Genomic DNA, 20,570 nt, shown 5'->3' on the forward strand with positions numbered 1-20,570 from the left:
GCAAATACCACCCTGGCTGACTCAGTGCGCGCCGAAACGCCAGTTGAGCTCCAGCATGTAGGAACGTCCGTAACCGGTGTAGTTGAAGATGTTGTAGTACGGATAGCTGCTGTAGGTGCGATCGCGCGGCGGCCGGGTGTCGGCCAGGTTGTTGACCGTGGCGGTCAGCGAGATGTCGTCGTTGACCGCATAGTCCAGCGTGGCATTGAGCGTGGTCCACGCACCGACCTTGCGTGCGCCTTCCACCGCATAGCCATCGGTGCTTTGCTGTGCGGTGAAGTTGGGCGTGCGTCCGTAACGCTGGCCGAACAAGGTGGTGGTCCACGCATCCTTCTGCCAGGTGATCGAGGCATTGGTGATGCTGCGGAACTCGGAAGAGAAGAACGGCTCGCTCAGCAGGTCGCGCACCGGGTCTTGCGGGAACTGCTGACTTTCATGCTTGAGCGTGAGGTTGTATTGCGCGTCGAACACGAACAGGCCCCAGGAGTCGGTAGCCAGGTTGTAGGTCGCCTTGGTCAGCACGCCGGAGATTTCCTCGTTGGAAATATTGACCGGGTTGATGCGGATGTTGCTCAGGCGATTGGGTACCGGCGCATCGGCGGCCGTGCGATCGATGCGCGACAGCGCGTCGACGCAGGTCGGCGAGTTGATATCCAGGGCGCCGAGCCGGCAGGCCGATTCGTTCTGCAGCAGGGCATCGGTGCTCAGGTCGCTGACCTTGTCATCGATCTTGATGTTGTAGTAATCGGCGTTGACGCTGAAGCTTGCGCTCGGCGACCACACCACGCCGGCACCCCAGGACTTTGCGGTGATCGACTTCAGATCCGCATTGCCGGACCGACGGCCCTGGATGCTGGTGCCGCCATAGGTGCAGTCGGCGATCGGCACGTTGGGTTCTTCGAGTGCGCAACGGTAGTAATCGTTGACGCCCTGGAAGAAGCCGCTGTCGCCAGCGAAGGAAAATGCCATGTCCGGTGCCTTGAACGCAGTGGCGTAGTTGCCGCGGAACAGCAGCGAATCGATCGGACGGAATTCCAGCGCGGCCTTGTAAGTGAACTTGGAATCGCCGCCGCCGCCCTGGTTCTTGTAGTCGTCGTAGCGGCCCGACAGATTGGCGGTCAAGGTGCTCAGGATCGGCACCCGCATTTCGAAGGCCGCCGCCCAGTTCTCGCGCTTGCCGCTGCCCTGGGTGCCGGTCAGCTGGTAGAAGTCGCCAGCGATCACGCGTTGGTCGGTCGGGTTGGTCCAGTACTGATTACCGGCCTGCACCACACCGGCGACGCCGACCGCACCGGCCGGCAGGTTGAACAACTCGGTGTTGGTCAGCTGCAGGTTGACGTTCTGGGTCCAGGTCCGGGACTTGGTGCGGATTTCGTCGTTGAAGCTGCGGTACTGCGCCGGCGTCAAGGCGCGATAGAAGTTGGCATCGTTGGGTGAATAGATCGGGTAGCCGTAGTACTCGCCCTGCGGAGCGCCAAGGAACTGTTCGCGGAAGAAATCTTCAATGCGGTCGGCCAGCGGCCACTGCTGACGGCTTTCGATGCGATATTCCGAGCGTGCGTAGTAGGCATCGTAGGTCCAGTTGCTGGCACCCAGGCCGCCTTTCAGGCCAAGCGCGATGTTGTAGGAGTCGGCAGTCTGGCGGTCGTTGTTGAAGTTTTGATTGCCGGTTTCCTCCGGCGCAAAGATGCGTTGATAGCTTTCGAGCTGCTGGCTGTCCTGATTGTAGAAAAAACCACCTGTATCGGAGGAGGTCTGCCAGAAGCGGGGGCCGCTATTGACCTCGACCTTGGTGCGATTGAGCAGCAGGGTCGAGTACAGCTCGACGTTATCGTTGAAGGCATAGCTCAGGTTGGCATAGCCGCTGGCGCTGCGTTCCTTGTTGAGGATGCTGGCGTAGCCCGGCTCGGTGCGGCTGCTGCAGAAGTTGCCGCGGTTGGCGCGGTTGTCGTACTGCACCGAGCCATTGAACAGCGGTCCCAATGCAGTGCAATTTTCGGCGCCCGGATCGAGATAGGTGGTGGGCAGGTTATGCAAGGCAATGCGTGAGCCGTAACGCAGGGTCGGGTCAGGATTGTCGCTGGTGGAATCGAAATCGCGGCGCTGGTAGCCGTAGATCGGATCCTGATTGTTGAGCTGCAGGCCCCACACGATGTTGGCGCCACCGATCTCGTTGCCACCGGTGAGCTGGAAGCGCTGGTTGTTGCCGCCACCCCCATCGTAGGTGCCCATGCGGTAATTCATCTGCACGCCGTCCATGCGCTTCTTCAGGATGATGTTGACCACGCCGGCAATGGCGCTGGAGCCGTAGATCGAGGACTGGTTGCCCGGCGCCACGTCGATGCGTTCGACCATGCCCACCGGCACGCTGGCCAGGTCGACGAAATTGCTCTGGCCGTTGTAGAGCAGTGGGTAATCGGCCATCGGCCGGCCGTCGATCAGCACCAGGGTGAAGCCGGGGTCCAGGCCGAGCAGGCTCAGCGATTTGGCGCCGGCAGTGAAGCCGCCACTGAACTGACCGTCCTGGACCGAGCCGGTGGCCATCGGTTGCGAGCGCAGCACGTCGTAGACGTCCTTGAAGCCGCGGCGCTGGATGTCCTGAGCGGTGATCGAAAACACCGGGGTCGCGGTTTCGACCTGGGACCGGGGAATCAACGACCCTGTCACCGTGACCTTGTCCAGTTGAGTCACTTCACCTGAATCCTGTGCCGTCGCAAGCGATGGCATGGTCAGGGCGGTGCACACGGCGGTGACCAGCAAATGACGTTTCATGAAACGCACCTCTCTCTCCAAAGGTATGAACGGGCGCGCGGCAATCGGGGGGCCGCACGCAATGGGTGTCAACGAAACGTTAACAACGTACCGACTGTACCGAGTTCTATCCGATGCCGTATAGGCGTGTTTCTTCAGTTTTTTTGTCCCTTCACGCCCAGGCTGGGTATCCTTTGCCGATGCTTAAAGCCGCGTTTGCTCTCTCCCTGCTGTGCACCCTGTTCGTTCCGCTGCAAGCGGTTGCCCGGGCGACCATCGACAAGATCGAAATCAAGGGCTTGGACGACGACGCCGACGCCGAGATGATCGAGAACATCGAGGTCTCCCTGTCTCTGTATGAGGCCGTCGGCAAGGAGCAAGGCGAGTCGCGGCTGGAGTATCTGCTGGCGCAGGCCGAACGGCAGACGCGCGAGGCGCTAGAACCGTTCGGCTATTACTCGCCGACCATCGAGCTGGCCGCGCCGCGCACCGGCGACAAGGTGACCGTGGTGATCACCGTGGAGCGCGGCGAACCGGTACGCGTGCGGCAGTCGCATATCTCCATCACCGGCTGGGCCGAGCAGGACCGTTACCTGGGCCAGGATCTCAAGCAGTTCGAACCGCGCGAAGGCCAGGTCTTCAGCCATCCGCAGTACGAAGCGAGCAAGGTGCGCATCACCCGCCGGCTGGCCGAGCGCGGTTACTTCGATGCCGACTTCACCCAGCGCCGCGTCGCGGTGACGCGCGCCGAGCACGCCGCCGATATCGATCTGAACTGGGACAGCGGCCGCCGCTACGACATGGGCAAGGTGCGCTTCGACTACGACTACTTCCGTCCCGGCCTGTTCGAGCCGCTGGTGTATTGGGACGAGGGCAGCTACTACCACGAAGGCAAGCTGGATCGCCTGCGCGAGTCGCTGACCAAGCTGGATTACTTCAGCACCATCGACATCCAGCCCAAGCCGGAAGAAGCCGACGACCAGGGCCGGGTGCCGGTGGATGTAAAGCTCACCCGCGCCAAGCGCACCGTCTACACCTCCGGCTTGAGCTACGGCAGCGAGAGCGGCGCCGGTGTGCGTGGCGGCGTGGAGCGCCGCTACGTCAATTCGCGCGGCCACAAGATGGACACGCAGCTGGATTACGCGCAGAACCGCAAGAGCCTGACCACCAGCTACCGCGTGCCGGCGTTCCGCTGGCTGGATGGCTGGTACACCGCCTCGGCGCGGCTCTACGACGAGCAGACCGAATACATCGACCTGCGCAACGTCAAACTCACCGGCAGCCGCAGCGGCCAGATCAACGAGCGCTGGAGTGCGATCGCCTCGATCAACGCCCTGCGCGAGCGCTGGCGGTTCAGCAGCGGCAGCGATTTCACCGATGCGGTCTATGAGACCTCCACGCTGATCTATCCGCAGTTGCAGGTCAATTACGTCAATGTCGACGATCGCCTGTTCCCGCGCAGTGGCGTGTCCGGACAGGCATTCATCCGCGGCGGTGCAGAAGGCGCCGGCTCGGACACCAATTTCGGCCAGCTCTACGGCCAGCTGCGCTGGTTCCTGGGAGCCGGCGACAACGGCCGGGTGATCCTGCGCGGCGAAGGCGGCACCACCTGGACCAGCGACCTGGTGGCGATGCCGCCGAGCCTGCGCTTCTTTGCCGGCGGCGCCAACAGCATCCGCGGCTATGCCTTCCGCGAAGTGGGCCCGCGCACGCCCAAGCCGGACGAATTCGCGCTCGGTGCCAAGAACGTGGTCACCGCCAGTGCCGAATACGAGCATTACCTCAAGGGCGGCCCCTGGGGCGGCGCGGTGTTCGTCGATAGCGGCAGCGCCTTCGACGACACGCCCGACTGGCACACCGGTATCGGCTTCGGCTTGCGCTGGCGCTCGCCGGTGGGCCCGGTGCGCGTGGACATCGCGCATGGCCTGAACGATCCCGACTCGCAGTTCCAGCTCTATATCGATATCGGGGCCAACCTGTGAGTACGCCGACCCCTACGCCACCCGCCGCACCGCGCCGCGCGCGTTTCTACCGCCGCCGCCGCTTCTGGGTGGGCTCGGGGCTGACCTTGCTGGGCCTGGTGTTGCTGGCGCTGATCGCGGTGTACTGGCTGCTGCAGACCGTGGCCGGGCGCGACGTGTTGCTGGCGCAGGTGACCGCGCGCCTGCCGGTCGGTGCCACCTTTACCTATAGCAAGGTCGAAGGCCCAGTGGCCGGCCCACTGACCTTGCGCGATGTCGATTTCCGTTATCAGGACATCCACTTCACCGCCGAGCGTGTGTACCTGGAACCGGACCTGCGCCCGCTGCTCGGGCGCAAGCTGCAGCTGGATGCGGTGCAGGTCAGCAATGCCAGCCTGAATCTGGGCAAGAGCGAGGAGCCGTTCACGCTGCCGAGCTGGCCCGAATCGCTGCCGCAGATCAACGTGCCGCTGGCGATCCAGGCCGACAAGATCGCCGTGGAGAACCTGCGCATCACCCAGCTGCAGCAGCCGATGATCGTCCTGCACAAGGTGCAGGGCGGGCTGGAAGTGGCCACCGGCGAACTGCGCACGCGCAATCTGGTGGTCGATACCGACATGGGCGACTTCCGCCTGCACGGCGACTACGTGCCCAACGACGATTACCGCGCCGACCTGACTGCAACCGCGGTGCTGCCGGCCGCGCGTGGGCGCACCCCGGCCAGCCTGGGGCTGGTCGCACGCGGCGATCTGGACAAGATGGAAGTGGCCATCGCCGGCCGCGCGCCGGCACCGCTGCAGGCCAGTTTGGTGTTCACCGGGCGCGACGATCCGACCTGGGTCTTCAAGGCCGTCACCGACGCGCTGGATACCTCGCTGCTGACGCCGGCCACCAATGGGGAGTATGCCGCCCCGGCCACACCGATCGCGCTGAACCTGCAGGCCTCCGGCAAGGGCGGCAACGCCGACCTGCAAGGCAGCGTCAAGCAGGGCGAGCTCAGCGCCACCTTGCAGCCCTCGCACATCAGCCTGCTGGACCAGGTCATCACCGTCGAACCATTGGTGATCGATGCCTTCGAAGGCCGCGCGCAGTTGCGTGGGACTGCCGATTTCCGCGACACGCAGAATCCGAGCTTTCGTTTTGCGGTCAATGCCAGCGGCCTGCGCTTCACCCCGACGCCGGACCCGGCCACCCCCGATGCGCCGGTGGTGCCGGTGGAATTGGTCGATGCGCGCCTGGGCGTGGCCGGTAACCTGAAGGCGTGGGCGGCGATCGGCCGCGCCACGCTGGAGCGCGACGGGCAGCAGGCCGCGCTGGTGTTCGACAGCCGCGGCAACGATCAACGTGCGCAGCTCAAGCAGGTGCAGGCCAAGACCCCGGGCGGCTCGCTGGATCTCACCGGCGAGGTGGGCTGGACCCCGGAGCTGCAGTGGGATGTCACTGCCCAGCTGGCCAAGTTCGATCCGGGCTACTTCGCGCCGGGCTGGAACGGCAATCTCTCCGGCAAGGTCGCCTCCAAGGGCCGCCAGTTGCCGGCACCGGCCGGTGGCGTGTCGCCGGGCTTCGAGGCCACGGCCGATATCCCGAGCCTGACCGGCCAGCTGCGTCAACGCGCGCTGTCGGCCAACGGCAAGTTCGCCCTGCGTGGTGAACAGGGCGAGGGCCAATTGCAGCTGTCGCTGGGCAATAGCCGTATCACTGCCAGGGGCAAGGTCGGCGACCAGCTGGATATCGCCGCGCAATTGCAGCCGCTGCAGCTGGACGATGTCTTGCCCGGCGCCACCGGCACGATGCGCGGGCAGCTGCAGGTCAGCGGCCGTCGCGACGCGCCCGACATCACTGCCGACCTGGTCGGCAACGGCTTGCGCTGGAACGACTACAGCGCGCAAAGCATCAGCTTGCGCGGGCGTCTGCCGTGGCGCGGCAGCGACGGGCAGCTGGCCTTGCAGGGCACCGCGATCGAAGCCGGCGTAGTGCTGGACAGCGTGCGCGTGCAGGCACGCGGTGCGGTGGAAGCGCTGCGCCTGGATGCGGATATCGCCAACAGCATGGCCAACGTCGCGCTGCAGGGCGATGTCCGTCGCAATGGCGAGCGTTGGCAGGGCCAGGTCGCCACGCTGCGGATCGCACCGGCCAAGGGCGATGCCTGGGCGTTGCGCCAGCCGGCGCAGTTCAGCACCGATGGCGCCGCGTTTACGCTCTCCGACACCTGCCTGGGCGCGGCCACCGGCGGCGCGCTGTGCGCCAGCGCCAACTGGCCGCGCGAGGGCATGGTGGTGCACGGCGATGCACTGCCGCTGTCGCTGGTGCAACCGTGGCTGCCCAAGCAGGAGGGGCGGCAGATCTATCTGCGTGGCGATTTGTCGCTGGACGGCAGCTTCAAGCCGCGCGGCAATGCCTGGGAAGGCTCGTTCCGCATCGCCTCGCCCGAAGGCGGCATCCGCCTGGGCGAAACCCGCTACGCCGCGGTAGCCGGCAACCCCAATCGCGGCGAGTTGCTGCGCTACGACCAGTTCAGCGTGCAGGCCGATTTCACCCCGCAGCAGATCCAGGCCAAGCTGGGTATCGGCTTCCAGGGCGCCGGCTTTGTCGATGCCAAGTTCAACACCGGCTGGGATGCGTACGCGCCGCTCAACGGCGAGCTGTATCTCAATATGTCGCGGCTGTACTGGCTGGAGCTGGTGGTGGCCGATGTGGTGCGGCCCAAGGGTCTGGTCGAAGGTCATGTGAGCCTGCGCGGTACTCGCGACAAGCCGCTGCTGGGTGGCGATGCCACCCTGAGCGATTTCACTGCTGAATATCCGTCGATGGGTTTGACCCTGAGCGAGGGCAAGGGCCGCTTCGACGCGCTACCGGATGGCTCGGCAAAGATCACTGCTTCTGCCAAGTCGGGGCAGGGCACGCTCAACATCGATGGCGGGCTGTCGTGGTTCGGCACCAGCACGCCGTTGCTGCTGAATATCCGCGGCGAAAACGTGCTGGCCTACAACACCAGCGAGTTGCGCATCATCGCCAATCCGGACATGCAGTTCGGCATCACCGACAACACCATGCAACTGCGTGGCAAGGTCACCGTGCCCGAAGCCGACATCGACCTGGAACGCCTGGATCGCGGCACCTCGGTATCCGAGGACGTGGTGGTGCTGGACCCGGTGGATCCGGAAGAAGCGCCCGCCTCGCCGCTGGATATGGATCTGGCCATCGTGCTTGGCGACAAGGTCAACATGAGCGGCTTCGGCCTGAAGGGCGGGCTGAGCGGACAGATGCAGATCCGCGCCCGCCCGGGCCGCGAGATGACCGCCAACGGCGGGCTGGACGTGCGCGGCCGCTACAAGGCCTACGGCCAGGACCTGACCATCAGCCGCGGCCAGCTGACCTGGAACAACAACATCGTCTCCGACCCGCGCGTGAGCCTGCGCGCCGAACGCAAGGTCGGCGATGTCACCGCCGGCATCGACGTCAGCGGCCGCGCCGAATCGCCGCGTGCCGATGTGTGGTCGGAACCGGCGATGTCGCAATCCGAAGCACTGTCGTACCTGGTGCTCGGCCGCGGCCTGTCCACCGCCAGCAGCGACGAAACCCAACAGGTCAGCGCCGCCTCGGCCGCCCTGTCGGCCGGCAGCAGCCTGATCGCCTCGCAGATCGGCGCCAAGCTCGGCCTGGACGAAGCGGGGGTGAGCGAGTCCAGCACCGTCGGCTCGGTGGTGGGCTTCGGCAAGTACCTCTCGCCGAAACTCTACGTCGGCTACGGCGTCTCGATGGTCGGCAGCGGCTCGGTCCTGACGCTGAAATACTTGCTCAGTCGCGGCTTCGATATCGAAGCCGAATCCAGCACGGTGGAGACCAAGGGCTCGGTGAACTGGCGGCGGGAGAAGTAGTCGCCCGCCGTGCATCGGCGCATCGACGGTGTGTGGTGTTGTATTGCGTCAGGTCAGGATATGACGCAATGCGGATGTCCAGGATGAGGCCGTGCGTCAGGCATGGCCAGGTCGAGCGCTGCGGTGATCTAGAACCGGCGCGCGACGTTGCGGGGCAGGGCACGCCCGGCATCGGGCAGGCATTACGCACTCTTTATGCCCGCACGCCAGGGTGCAAATAGCCTCTTTATGCCCGGCAGGCCTACCTTGGCACTCCCGCACTGTGGTGCGTTGAGTCGAACACGATGTGTATCCTGATTTTGCAAGGTCCGCAGGCCGATCCGGCGCAGGTGGCGCCGCTGCAGCTGCCCGAGTGTGCCGGACGCGCGCTGCGCACGCTGGCGTGTGCCGATGTCGATGGTTTGATCGCCGGCTTGCAGGCCGCCGGTGGCGATGCCGAGGTGGAGCTGGTGCTGCTGGATTCGGGTGATCTGGCGCCGTCGGAGCGTGCGCAGGTGCATGCGACCGCATTGCGTGCTGCACTGGACGCGCTGCCTACGCCCTATATCGAGCTACACACCGATGCCGATCAGGAACTGGAGCCGTGGCTGCATCCGCAGCATGCGCCGCTGGCGGTGGTGATTACGCCGCACGATGCACCGCGCGCCTATGCGATGTCGCTGGGTATTGCGGCGCGTTGTCTGCCGTCGCTGTGCGCGCCCTTGCGCGCCGCTGCCTGAGGAGGCCGCCATGTCGATCATGATCGTGCGTGGGCCGGAGGCGGCGATGCCGCTGGTGCGTGGGCCGCAGCCGTTGCCGCGGGCCGTCATTCGGCAGCTCGTGCAATGCGCCGGCGACGCGGGCAAGACGGTGGCCTTGCGTGCCTGCGGGTCGGAGCAGGAGCTGCTGGATGCCTTGCGCGTGGCCGGGCAGGCGCGGATGGAAATCGCGTTGATCGATCCGGGCAGCTGCGTGGACAGCGCGCGCCTGCACCGTGTACTCAGCGCGTTGCCGTACCCGTTCGTGGAGGCTCACGACGATAGCGTGGACCGTCCGGAGCGTTGCCTGCCGGAGGGGTTCGGGCAGCGCATTGCGACGGTGCGCGGTTACTGCGCGCAGAGCTATCTGCTCGGGCTGGAAATCGCGTTGGAACATCTGGGCTGCACGGAGATCCAGGGCGATGTCCACGTCGGTACCTGAGCTGCGCCAGCTGCATTATTTCGCCGACTACGAGGGCTATTGCGACGGTCGGCCGGTGCTGTGGGGGCAACTGGCCCATAGCGTGGACGTGCCTGCCGATGGCGTGCTGGATGCCGCCGGGCTGGTCACTGCGTTGCGCCGCCGTGCGGCAGAGGCGCATGGGCTGGAAGCGGGGCAGATCCGCCTGTGCCAGGTCACGCGGCTGTAGCGGCGTGACACACAACGACGCCACCCGAAGGTGGCGCCGTCGTTCTGCCGTGATTGCGCGTCGCTCGCCGCAGATCACATGGGTTGACGCTTACTTGGCCGGGCTGGCCTCCGGCACGAACTTGGTCAGCTGGTTGGCCGTTGCGGCTGTGCCGAAGTTGAAGCGGCCGTAGCCGGCGCCCCAGTACAGCGCACCGTCCACGATGGCCGGCGAGCTGATCACCGAGCCGGTGGCGTCGTGGTTCCACAGCGTGGCGCCGGTGTCGGCGTCGAGGGCGACCATGTTGCCGGCCATCGAACCGGCGTAGAGCAGGTTCGGCGACACCGTCAGCGAGCCCTGGCCGCCGGCCGGCACGTTCGGATTCACGCGGTTGATGCCGGGCACCTTGACCTGCCACTTGATCCTGCCGGTGGCGGCATCCAGCGCTGCCCACGAGCCGCCGTTGTGGCTCTGGGTATTCGCAGGCCCCAGCGTATAGGTGGCGTTGGAGCTGTTGTTGATGGCCACATAGACCTGCGACTTGTACGGATCGAACGCAGTGCCCCACTCGACGCCGCCAGTGGTGCCGCCGGGACCGACCTGGGTCGACCAGACCTTGGCACCGGTCTTGGCGTCGAAGGCCCAGTAGATGCCGCTCTTCTGCCCTGCGCCGACCAGCTGCTGGGCCTTGCCATCGCGCCACACGGTGAACAGCTGCACGCCTGCGCCGCCGAAGTCGTAATCAGGGCCGGTCAGGTTGGTTGCCTGGGTGTTCGGGCACAGGCCATTGGTGGGCGCCACGATGCACGACAGGTTCCAGGCGTCGTAGCCTTGTGCACGGTCGGCCCAGACCAGCTTGCCGGTGTCCAGATTCAGCGAGATCACCGAGTCGACGTAGTTGTCCGGCGCCATGCACGCCAGTTCGTCCTGCACGGTGAGTTCACTGCCGCGATAAGAGCGTGCGTTGGACACGCAGTTACCCACGCTGGCGGGAATGTTGTAGTTGTTGCCGGTGCCGAAATACAGGCGGCGGTTGATCGGATCGATCGCCACCTGGCCCCACACCGATGCACCGGTATAGCCCTCGGGCACGTTGTAGAACTGCCACACCTTCTTGCCGGTGTTCAGATCCAGCGCCACCACGCTGCCGCGGAAACTGAAGGTGTGGGTCGGGTCCAGGTTGCCCCAGTCGCCGGAGGACACGGGCACGTACACGCGGTTGCCGTAGATCACCGGCGAGGAGGTGATGCGCGCTTGCGGGTTGGCTTCGGCGGTGGTCTTCCACAGCAGCTTGCCGGTCTTCTTGTCGATCGCCAGCACGGTGCCGGCGGCCTGGTCGCCGACGATGATGCTGTTGGCACTGATGGCCGGCGTGTTGCGCGTCACCGAGTTGGCATTGCCGGTGTAGTCGGACAACTTGGCCTGCCAGTTCGGTTTGCCGGTCTGGGTGTCGACGCTATACAGCGTGCCGCCCCAGTCGGGCACATACAACGTTCCACCTTCCACGCTCGGCGTGGCCGAGATGTCGCCGGTGGTGGTCAGGGTCCAGGCCGGCTTGAGGCCTTTGACGGTGGTGCGGTTGATCTTCCACTCGCCCGGCGCGAAGCGCTGATTCAAGTAGCCGCCGCCGGCGGTGGTCCAGCTGGTGGGGCTGGCAAATGGCAGCTGATTGCCGAAGCTGCGCCAGATCTGGCCGGAGCGTGCAAAAGCCTGGGTATCCAGCGACGACACCGACTGTTGTGCGGTTGCGGAGCCGGCCTGGGCGAAAGCCACTGCGCTGGCAAGCAGGCAGGGAACGAGCGTCAAACTGCGAAATCGCAAGCGGCGAATTGAATTTGTCATCACGGCATGTCCATAGATGGAAGGAAGCGCTGGATCCCCCCGGATCTGCCGAGTGAAGATGGCCGATTGTGGCGACCGTGCAACACACGCACCTTTCCGCATTCATTCAACGGTCGGGTCCGCTCGCATCTGGTGCCACCAGCTCGAAAAAATTGCGTTCAAGGTGTTCGCTATTCGCACAAATGCTGATGATTCATCACGATCGGCGCCGCTGCGATAGGAAAAATGATTGGCCGCGATGCATGCGTATTTGCATGCAAATCAATGGTCTACAAAAAGTAACCAGGAAATGTTGCGCCACCTTGTGAGGTTGGCCACGGTGTCGAACACAGCCCCTCTTCCTGCGTGGCGAGAAGGCACGGTTTGCGCGCCACCGGCGCGCACGCCTTGGAGCGCCCGCGTCGCGGAGCGGGGGGGTGGGTGAGGGTACGGTGCGAAGCTTCTGTGTCGTCAAAATGCACGAGGCTTCGCGCGTCCCCTCATCCGCCCCTTCGGGGCATCTTCTCCCGCTGGGAGAAGGAAACAGCCAGGTAGCTGCGTTATCCGGCGCGTTATGCGCTTTGCGGCGAGGGCACGGCGGTGTGCGCTGCAGCGGGAGCGATCAGCGCCAGCTGCGCGATCGCATCCTGCACCACCTCCGCCACCGTGGTGTCCACATCCACCGACACCACATCGGCTTCGTCCAACGGCAATTCCAGGGTCTGCAACTGGCTGTCCAGCAGGCTGGCCGGCATGAAGTGGCCGGCGCGTGCGCTCAGGCGCGCGGCGATCACGTGCGGGGCGGCGTGCAGGAACACGAAGCGGATCGGAATGCCGCTGCGGCGCAGCAATTGCCGATGTGTGCCGCGCAAGCCCGAGAACGCGAGCACCACCGACTCGCCTGCCTGTACGCAGTCGCGCAAGGTGGCCGCCAGCAACTCCACCCACGGCAGACGCATCGCATCGGTGAGTGGCTGGCCGGCGGCCATCTGCGCGCGTGCGGCCACGCTGTGGTAGTCGTCGGCGTCCAGAAAACGGTAGCCGTAATGCGCTGCCAGCGCCTGCGCGATGGTGGTCTTGCCGCTGCCGGAAACGCCCATCACCACGATGGCCAGGGGCGAAGCGGACGCGGGTGTAGCGGGGGCGGCGGTGTCCATCACGTCAGGTTATATCTCCGGATCGATTCGGCATTTTGCCGGATTTCACGTTGGCGGCAGTCGATGCGTGGTGTAGCGTCGGCGCTCCTCGCCAGGTGAGCGGGCCGCCCAGCGTAACGGCGCGCTCGGCCGGGTTCAACGCACTCCAAGGTCTGCCGATGCCGTCATCGCCTGCAACGTCTCCTGCATCGGCGCGCCTGCGCTGGCGCGAAAAACTGGGCTACGGCGCCGGCGATCTGGGCCTGAATCTGTACTGGGCCAACATCTCGGCGTTTCTGCTGATCTTCTACACCGACACCATGCATCTGCCGGCAGCGGCGGTGGGCACGATGATCCTGTTGACCAAGATCGCCGATGCGATCGCCGATCCGGCGATGGGTGCACTGGCCGATCGCACACGCAGCCGCTGGGGCAAATTCCGCCCGTATCTGTTGTGGGGCGCCGTGCCGATGGCGGTGACCGGCGTGCTCGCCTACACCACGCCTGCGCTGGATCAGAACGGACGCATGTGGTGGGCCACGATCAGCTTCCTGGTGATGATGCTGGCCTACACGGTGGTGAGCATTCCGTACTCGGCATTGTCCGGCGTGATCACCGCCGACAGCAGCCAGCGCACCAGCTTGATCAGCCTGCGCTTCATCGCCGCGTTCGTCGGCACCACGTTGGTGAATTACTGCACGCTGGATCTGGTGGCCTGGTTCGGTGCCGGCAACGATGCACTGGGCTGGCAACGCACCATGATGCTGTACGGCGCGGTGGCGGTGGCGTTGTTCGTGACCGTGGCGCTGACCACGCGCGAGCGCGTGCAGCCACCGCCGCAACAGCGCACGCCGATCCGCCGGGATATCGCCGACCTGCTGCAGAACAAGCCGTGGTGCGTGCTGTTCGTACTGTCGCTGATCATCATGATCACCATTGTCATGCGCGGTGGTGCGGGCGTGTATTACCTCAAGTACTACGTGCAGCGGCCGGACCTGACCGGGCTGTTTCTGGGTGGCTATTCGGTGTCGCTGGCAGTGGGCGCCGCGATCACGCCGTTGCTGACACGGCATTGGGACAAGCGCCAGTTGATGACCGCGCTGATGGCGGTGGTGGGCGTGTTGAGTTGCCTGATGTTTTTCATTCCTGCCGACGCGGTGTGGGCGATCTTTGCGTTGAACATGTTGATCGGTCTGGCATTGGGGCCGAAGTCGCCGCTGGCATTTTCGATGTATGCCGACAGCGCCGACTACACCGAATGGCGCACCGGCCGGCGCGCCACCGCGATGACCTTCGCCGCCGCGACCTTCTCGCAAAAGCTCGGTGGCGCGCTGGCCTCGGCTGGCATCGCCTGGGTGCTGGCAGGCATGGGCTATGTGGCCAACAGCGCGCAGTCGGCGGGGTCGTTGACCGGCATCGTGCTGCTGCTGACGGTGATCCCGGGCACGGTGGCGCTGCTGGCAGCCTGGACCATGCGTTTCTATCCGCTCGATGATGGCCTGTTGCGCCGCATCCAACACGAACTGGCCGCGCGCAAGCGCGACGAACAGGAGCACCGCTGACCGTGTCTGCACTCTCCCACGCCGATTCCAGGTCCACGTCCGACGACGATCTTTCCGCGTTGCTGGCGCCCAGCGCCGACGGCACGCGTTATGCGCTCTACAGCCCCACCGCGATGCCGAACGCGGGCGGGTTCTTATGGAACCGCCGCATGATGCTGCAGCTGACTTGCCGTGGTTACGCCACCGGGCAGTTCATGCAGCCGGAGCCGGCCAAATACGCGCATGCACCGCTGCTGGAAGCGCGCAATTTCATGATGCCCGAGCAGCCGTACTACGCGCATCATCCCGGGCGCTTCTTCTATCTCAAGGACGAAGACAGCGGCGCGTTGTATTCGGTGCCGCACGAACCGGTGCGTGCAACGCCGGAGCAGTTCGCGTTTTCCGCGGGCAAGCACGATGTGCGCTGGCAGGTGCGTCACGACGGCATCGTGGTGGAGCTGTGCGTGGCGTTGCCCACCGACGATGCAGTGGAGCTGTGGGAATGCCGCGTGCATAACCAGTCCGGGCGTACGCGCCGGCTCAGCCTGTATCCGTATTTCCCGATCGGCTACATGTCGTGGATGCATCAGGGAGGCGCTTACGAGCCGGCGCTGGGCGGCATCGTCTGCCGTAGCGTGGCGCCGTACCAGAAGGTGGACGACTATTTCCGTCAGCGCGATTTCAAGGACTGCACCTTCCTGTTGCATGAGCAGCCGCCGGTGGCCTGGGATGCGCAGCAGATGGCCTTCGAAGGCGAGGGCGGCCTGCATGCGCCCTCGGCCATCCAGGCCGAGCAGCTGGGCAACAGCGATGCGCACTACGAGAACCCGGCCGCCGCGTTGCAGTATCGGCTGACGCTGGACGCCGATGCGGCACGCGTCTACCGCTTCGCGTTCGGGCCGGCCAAGGACGATGCGGAAATCGCCGCGCTGCGTGCGCGTTATCTGTCCGAAGCCGGCTTTGCCGCCGCTGCGCGCGACTACGCGCAGTATCTGCAGGGCGGGCAGGGCTGCGCGCAGATCGCCACGCCCGATCCAGCCCTGGACAACCTGGTCAACCATTGGTTGCCGCGGCAGGTCTTCTATCACGGCGACGTCAATCGCCTGACCACCGATCCGCAGACGCGCAACTATCTGCAGGACCACATGGGCATGGCCTACCTGCAGCCGGCCACCGCACGCGCGGCGTTGTTGCAGGCACTCTCGCAGCAGGAGCCCAGCGGTGCGATGCCGGACGGCATCCTGCTGGTGGAAGGCGCCGAGCTGAAATACATCAACCAGGTGCCACATACCGATCACTGCGTATGGTTGCCGATCTTCCTGAGCGCCTATCTGGCCGAAACCGGCGATGCCAGCGTGCTCGATGCGGTGGTCCGTACGCACGATGGACAGGCGCTCAGCGTGGCCGAGCGACTGGATGCAGCGATGCAGTGGCTGCTGGACGCGCGCGATGCACGTGGCTTGAGTTTCATCGCGCAGGGCGATTGGTGCGACCCGATGAACATGGTCGGCTGGCGCGGCAAGGGCGTGTCCGGCTGGCTCACCGTGGCCACCGCGTATGCATTGCGGCTGTGGTCGGGCATCTGCGCAGCGCATGGGCGAAGCGCGCAGGCGGAGACGTTTGCGCAGGCCGTGCAGGCGATCAACGCCGATGCCAACCGCGAGCTGTGGGACGGCAACTGGTATGCGCGCGGCATCACCGACGATGGCGTGCGCTTCGGCATCGCCGAGGATGTGGAAGGACGCATCTATCTCAATCCGCAGAGCTTTGCGCTGCTGGCCGGCACCGCCGACAGCGCGCAGCGCGCGGCCTTGCTGGAGGCGGTGCGCGAGCAGCTGCATACGCCGTACGGGCCGGTGATGCTGGCCCCGGCCTACACGCACATGCGCGATGACGTGGGGCGGCTGACGCAGAAGTGGCCGGGCGCCGCGGAAAACGGCGCGGTCTACAACCACGCGGCGGCGTTCTACCTGTACAGCCTGTACCAGATCGGCGAAGCCGACCGCGCCTGGGAGATCCTGCGCGCGCTGCTGCCCGGCCCCACCCGCGAGGACGTGCTGCAGCGCGGCCACCTGCCGGTGTCGCTGCCCAACTACTATCGCGGCGCCTGGCACCAGTACCCGCGCACGGCCGGGCGTTCCAGCCAGCTGTTCAACACCGGCACGGTGGCCTGGGTGTATCGCTGCGTGCTGGAAGGGTTGTTCGGCCTGGTCGGCGAAGGCGACGCATTGGCGATCCGCCCGCAGCTGCCCTCGCACTGGCCGCAGGCCCGGGTGACGCGCCAGTTCCGCGGCGCGCAGTTCGAGGTGACGCTGACGCGTGAACCGGGGCGCACGCACGTCGACGTTGAGGTGGATGGCACCGCCTGCCCGGACCAGCGCGTGCACGGCATTGTCGCCGGACGCACGTACCAGGTGCAGGTGCGGCTACCGGGCTGAGCGGCGCGCCAGGTGCGGCGCCTGATTGGGGCAACTGCGATAACTGCCAAGCTGGTGTAGGAGCGCGCTTGCGCGCGATAAGGTTTTCCCGCCAGTGCCCTATCGCGCGCAGGCGCGCTCCTACGCACGTGCGGCCAGGCGGGCTGTTCTCCACTCCCGATTCCCCACTGCGTAAACTCCCCGTTCGCATTGGCCTAGGAACGCCCCTTGGTATCAAGCTGGATCCTGCTGCTGGTCTCCGTCGGCTATGCCGTGCTGCTGTTCGGCGTGGCCTGGTGGGGCGACCGTCGTCCGCTGTACCCGGAGCGGCCGTGGCTGCGGCCGGCGGTCTACAGCCTGGCGCTGGCGGTGTACTGCTCGTCGTGGACCTTCTATGGCGCGGTCGGCTCGGCGGTGCGCAACGGCATCGGCTATCTGCCGATCTACCTGGGCCCGCTGCTGTTGCTGCTGTTTGGCTGGCGCATCATCGAGCGGCTGGCGCTGATCGCACGCGCCGAAAACACCGTCTCCATCGCCGATTTCATCTCTTCGCGCTATGGCCGCTCGCGGCGGCTGGCGGCGCTGGTGGCGGTGATCGCGCTGGTCGGCATCGTTCCGTATCTGGCGCTGCAGTACAAGGCGGTGGCGATGAGCCTGGAGGTGCTGACCGGGCATAGCAGTGCCGGGCGCGGCATCCTTGCCGATCCGGCGTTGTACGTGGCGCTGTTGATGGCCTTGTTCGCGACCTTGTTCGGCACCCGCCAGGTCGATGCCACCGAACACCACCGCGGCATGATGCTGGCGATCGCGCTGGAGTCGGTGATCAAGCTGATCGCCATCGTCGCGGTGGGCCTGTTCGCCTGGGTGTGGCTGAGCGACCACCAGGTGCCCATCGCCGACTCGGCGCGCACCCTGTTCGAGCACACTCCGTCGGTGGGCTTCATTTCGCAGACCTTGCTGAGCTTTCTGGCGGTGATCTGCCTGCCGCGCCAGTTCCATGTGGCGGTGGTGGAATGCAGCGACGTCGGCGACATCCGGCGCGCGCGCTGGTTGTTCGGTGCGTACCTGGTGATCATCTCGGCGATGGTGGTGCCGATCGCGTCGGCCGGCGTGGCCTTGTTCGGCAAGGGCAGCACGGTGGTCGACGACGCGGTGGTGCTGGCGCTGCCGCTGAGCCAGGGCAACACCGTGCTGGCATTGGTGGCCTATGTGGGCGGGTTCTCGGCCGCCACCGGCATGGTGATCGTGGCCAGCATCGCGTTGGCCACCATGGTCAGCAACGACCTGGTGATGCCGGTGCTGCTGCGCCGCCGCGGCAGTGCCGATGCGCGCGCGGCGGTGGCCTCGCGGGTGTTGTGGATCCGTCGCGTCGCCATCCTGTTGCTGGCGCTGATCGCCTACGGCTACCACCGCAGCGTGGCCAACGACACCACCTTGGCGGCCTACGGCCTGATGGCCTTTGCGGCAGTGGCGCAGTTCGCCCCCGGCGTGATCGGCGGGTTGTACTGGCGCGGCGCCAGCCGCAAGGGCGTGGAGACCGGCATGGTGCTGGGCTTCATGACCTGGATCTACACGCTGCTGCTGCCGGCCGCCACGCGCGCGGGCTGGTTGCAGCCGGAGTGGCTGGTGGACGGGCCGTTCGGCATCGCCTGGTTGCAGCCGCAGCAGCTGTTCGGCATGCGCGGCTGGGACCCGCTGGCGCATGGCACGTTCTGGTCGCTGCTGATCAATGTCGGCGCGATGATGCTGGTCTCCGCACGCTGGCGCCCCGGGGTGGACGAACGCCTGCGCGCCGCGCCCTTCCTGGACCCGTACGCACAGCGGCCGGCGGTGGCCGGCGACTGGCCCGGGCATGTGCGCGTGGCCGACCTGCAGGCCCTGGCCGAGCGCGTGGTGGGCGAGCGGCATGCGCACCGCGCCTTTGTCGACCAGGCGGTGCTGCTGGAGCGCGAACTGCAACCCACCGTGGTGGCCGACCGCGCCTGGGTGCAGTTCACCGAACGCCTGCTGGCCGCCTCGATCGGCGCGGCCTCCGCACGCCTGGTGCTGACCAGCCTGTTGCGCGGCTCGGGCATGGACCTGGGCGAGGTGGTGGCGGTGCTGGACGAAGCCGGCCAGGAGCTGCGCTTCAATCGCGAGATCCTGTCCACCACGCTGGAAAACATCAGCGCCGCGGTCAGCGTGGTCGACCCGGAGATGCGCCTGACCGCGTGGAATCGCCGCTATCAGCAGCTGTTCGGCTACCCGGACGGCATGCTGTATGTCGGCCGTCCGGTGGCCGATCTGATCCGCTACAACGCCGAGCGCGGCGAGCTGGGCGAGGGCGATATCGAAGATCAGATCGATCGCCGCATTCGCCACATGCGCGCCGGCTCGCCGCATGTGTTCGAGCGCACCCGCAGCGACGGCAAGGTGATCGAGATGCGCGGCCAGGCGCTGCCCGGCGGCGGTTATGTCACCAGCTACAACGACATCACCGACTACAAGCGTGCCGAACGCGCGCTGCTGGACGCCAACGAGAACCTGGAGCAGCGCGTGGCCGACCGCTCGCGCGAGGCCGAGCTGGCGCAGCAATCCAAGACGCGCTTTCTGGCCGCGATCAGCCACGACGTGCTGCAGCCGCTCAATGCCGCGCGGCTGTTCGCCTCGGCGCTGCGCGAGAGCCATCAGAACAACGAGGAACAACGCCATCTGGCCGAGCGCGTGGATGCCTCGCTGCGTGCGGCCGAGGAGTTGCTCGATGGCCTGCTCGACGTCTCGCGGCTGGATGCCGGCGGCCTGCGGCCCACGGTCGAGGATTTCGATGCCAGTGCGCTGATGCACGAACTGGCCGCGCAATACGCGCCGGTGGCCTCCAGCCGCGGCCTGCAGCTGCAGGTGCACAGTCGCCCGTTGTGGGTGCGCAGCGACCGCCGCCTGCTGCGCCGGGTGATGCAGAACTTCCTCGCCAATGCGCTGCGCTACACGCGCCAGGGCCGCATCGTGCTGGGCATGCGCGGCCGCGGCGCGCACGTGGAGCTGCAGGTGTGGGATACCGGCCCGGGCATTCCCGAGCACCACATGCGGCAGATCTTCGAAGAATTCCGCCGCTATCAGCAGCCGTTCGACTGGGGCGAGCAGGGCCTGGGGCTGGGCCTGTCGATCTGCCAGCGCATCTCGCGCCTGCTCGACCACGACCTGAGCGCACGCAGCCAGGTCGGCCGCGGCAGCATGTTCTCGATCCTGCTGCCGCGCGTGGCGGCAGCCCCGCTGCCGCCGCTGCTGCCGGTGGCCGTTGCGCGCGCGCTGCCCAGCGGCGATTCGCTGGCGGGCCTGCGCGTGCTGTGCGTGGACAACGACCGCGAGATCCTCGACGGCATGCGCGCCCTGCTCGGTCGCTGGCAGGTGGAGGTGATCACCGCCAGCACCGTGGATCAGGCGCTGGAGCGCGCGCGCGAACAGCCGGATCTGATGCTGGTGGATTACCACCTGCACGACCGGCTCGATGGCCTGGACACACTGGATGCGCTGCAGGCCGTCGCCACCGCGCCGATTGCCGGTGCCCTGCTCACCGCCGACGGCCGCGACGAACTCAAGCAGCTCGCACGTGCGCGTGGCTATCGCCTGCTGACCAAACCGGTGAAGCCGGCCTCGTTACGCGCGTTCCTGAGCGCGCATCACGATGCGAAAACGCGCTGAGCGGTGCGACTGCAGCGTAGG

The 20,570-nt window shown here is 66.2% G+C and carries 10 protein-coding genes and 1 pseudogene; 8 read left to right on the forward strand and 3 right to left on the reverse strand.

What is annotated here, in order from left to right:
- Nucleotides 1-21 precede the first annotated feature (21 nt).
- The gene (locus tag DYQ94_RS17840) at nucleotides 22-2,727 is read right to left on the reverse strand and encodes a TonB-dependent receptor domain-containing protein (protein WP_184429199.1); all 2,706 of its coding nucleotides are present in this window, start codon (nucleotides 2,725-2,727) and stop codon (nucleotides 22-24) included.
- Nucleotides 2,728-2,951: 224 nt separating this feature from the next.
- On the opposite strand from DYQ94_RS17840, the gene DYQ94_RS17845 reads away from it, so the two are divergent.
- The 5 genes from DYQ94_RS17845 (at nucleotide 2,952) to DYQ94_RS17865 (ending at nucleotide 9,977) form a co-directional block, all read left to right on the forward strand.
- The gene (locus tag DYQ94_RS17845) at nucleotides 2,952-4,733 is read left to right on the forward strand and encodes an autotransporter assembly complex protein TamA (RefSeq protein ID WP_016903873.1); all 1,782 of its coding nucleotides are present in this window, start codon (nucleotides 2,952-2,954) and stop codon (nucleotides 4,731-4,733) included.
- Nucleotides 4,730-8,590, forward strand: coding sequence for a translocation/assembly module TamB domain-containing protein (locus tag DYQ94_RS17850; RefSeq protein WP_126965087.1), 3,861 nt, complete (start codon nucleotides 4,730-4,732; stop codon nucleotides 8,588-8,590). Before DYQ94_RS17845 ends, DYQ94_RS17850 begins: the two co-directional genes overlap by 4 nt.
- A 284-nt stretch (nucleotides 8,591-8,874) precedes the next feature.
- Nucleotides 8,875-9,309 (forward strand): hypothetical protein, encoded by a 435-nt coding sequence (locus DYQ94_RS17855; protein WP_126965088.1) that lies wholly within the window; start codon nucleotides 8,875-8,877, stop codon nucleotides 9,307-9,309.
- A 10-nt stretch (nucleotides 9,310-9,319) separates the two neighbouring features.
- Complete coding sequence (locus tag DYQ94_RS17860; protein ID WP_046345097.1) at nucleotides 9,320-9,769, forward strand: 3-dehydroquinate dehydratase; 450 nt, start codon at nucleotides 9,320-9,322, stop codon at nucleotides 9,767-9,769.
- A complete protein-coding gene (locus DYQ94_RS17865) occupies nucleotides 9,750-9,977 on the forward strand; it encodes a hypothetical protein (protein ID WP_016903869.1) in 228 nt (75 codons plus the stop codon). The genes DYQ94_RS17860 and DYQ94_RS17865 overlap by 20 nt, the downstream gene beginning before the upstream one ends.
- A 90-nt stretch (nucleotides 9,978-10,067) precedes the next feature.
- On the opposite strand, the gene DYQ94_RS17870 is transcribed toward DYQ94_RS17865, so the two are convergent.
- On the reverse strand, nucleotides 10,068-11,798 hold the full coding sequence (locus DYQ94_RS17870; RefSeq protein WP_024937591.1) for an outer membrane protein assembly factor BamB family protein: 1,731 nt from the start codon (nucleotides 11,796-11,798) through the stop codon (nucleotides 10,068-10,070).
- 551 nt (nucleotides 11,799-12,349) lie between these two features.
- Nucleotides 12,350-12,934 (reverse strand): gluconokinase, encoded by a 585-nt coding sequence (locus DYQ94_RS17875; protein ID WP_126965090.1) that lies wholly within the window; start codon nucleotides 12,932-12,934, stop codon nucleotides 12,350-12,352.
- A gap of 158 nt (nucleotides 12,935-13,092) precedes the next feature.
- On the opposite strand from DYQ94_RS17875, the gene DYQ94_RS17880 reads away from it, so the two are divergent.
- The 3 genes and pseudogenes from DYQ94_RS17880 to DYQ94_RS17890 all read left to right on the forward strand — a co-directional run bounded on the left by DYQ94_RS17880 (nucleotide 13,093) and on the right by DYQ94_RS17890 (nucleotide 20,549).
- Nucleotides 13,093-14,475, forward strand: coding sequence for an MFS transporter (locus DYQ94_RS17880; RefSeq protein ID WP_126965091.1), 1,383 nt, complete (start codon nucleotides 13,093-13,095; stop codon nucleotides 14,473-14,475).
- Nucleotides 14,476-14,477: 2 nt separating this feature from the next.
- Nucleotides 14,478-16,892, forward strand: a pseudogene (locus DYQ94_RS17885) (GH36-type glycosyl hydrolase domain-containing protein); the annotation flags it as partial.
- Between the two features lie 207 nt (nucleotides 16,893-17,099).
- Nucleotides 17,100-20,549, forward strand: a complete 3,450-nt coding sequence (locus DYQ94_RS17890; protein WP_126965093.1) for a hybrid sensor histidine kinase/response regulator — start codon at nucleotides 17,100-17,102, stop codon at nucleotides 20,547-20,549.
- The last annotated feature ends 21 nt before the right edge of the window (nucleotides 20,550-20,570 follow it).

Origin of the sequence: Xanthomonas sp. LMG 8993 (assembly GCF_009835065.2) — a bacterium.
GTDB classification, from domain to species: Bacteria; Pseudomonadota; Gammaproteobacteria; order Xanthomonadales; family Xanthomonadaceae; genus Xanthomonas; species Xanthomonas arboricola.

What these genes read in the sequence shown, in the direction of transcription:
- DYQ94_RS17840 (WP_184429199.1), bottom strand. Translation starts at nt 2,727, where the DNA reads ATGCCATCGCTTGCGACGGCACAGGATTCAGGTGAAGTGACTCAACTG.
- DYQ94_RS17845 (WP_016903873.1), top strand. Translation starts at nt 2,952, where the DNA reads ATGCTTAAAGCCGCGTTTGCTCTCTCCCTGCTGTGCACCCTGTTCGTT.
- DYQ94_RS17855 (WP_126965088.1), top strand. Translation starts at nt 8,875, where the DNA reads ATGTGTATCCTGATTTTGCAAGGTCCGCAGGCCGATCCGGCGCAGGTG.
- DYQ94_RS17860 (WP_046345097.1), top strand. Translation starts at nt 9,320, where the DNA reads ATGTCGATCATGATCGTGCGTGGGCCGGAGGCGGCGATGCCGCTGGTG.
- DYQ94_RS17865 (WP_016903869.1), top strand. Translation starts at nt 9,750, where the DNA reads ATGTCCACGTCGGTACCTGAGCTGCGCCAGCTGCATTATTTCGCCGAC.
- DYQ94_RS17870 (WP_024937591.1), bottom strand. Translation starts at nt 11,798, where the DNA reads ATGACAAATTCAATTCGCCGCTTGCGATTTCGCAGTTTGACGCTCGTT.
- DYQ94_RS17875 (WP_126965090.1), bottom strand. Translation starts at nt 12,934, where the DNA reads ATGGACACCGCCGCCCCCGCTACACCCGCGTCCGCTTCGCCCCTGGCC.
- DYQ94_RS17880 (WP_126965091.1), top strand. Translation starts at nt 13,093, where the DNA reads ATGCCGTCATCGCCTGCAACGTCTCCTGCATCGGCGCGCCTGCGCTGG.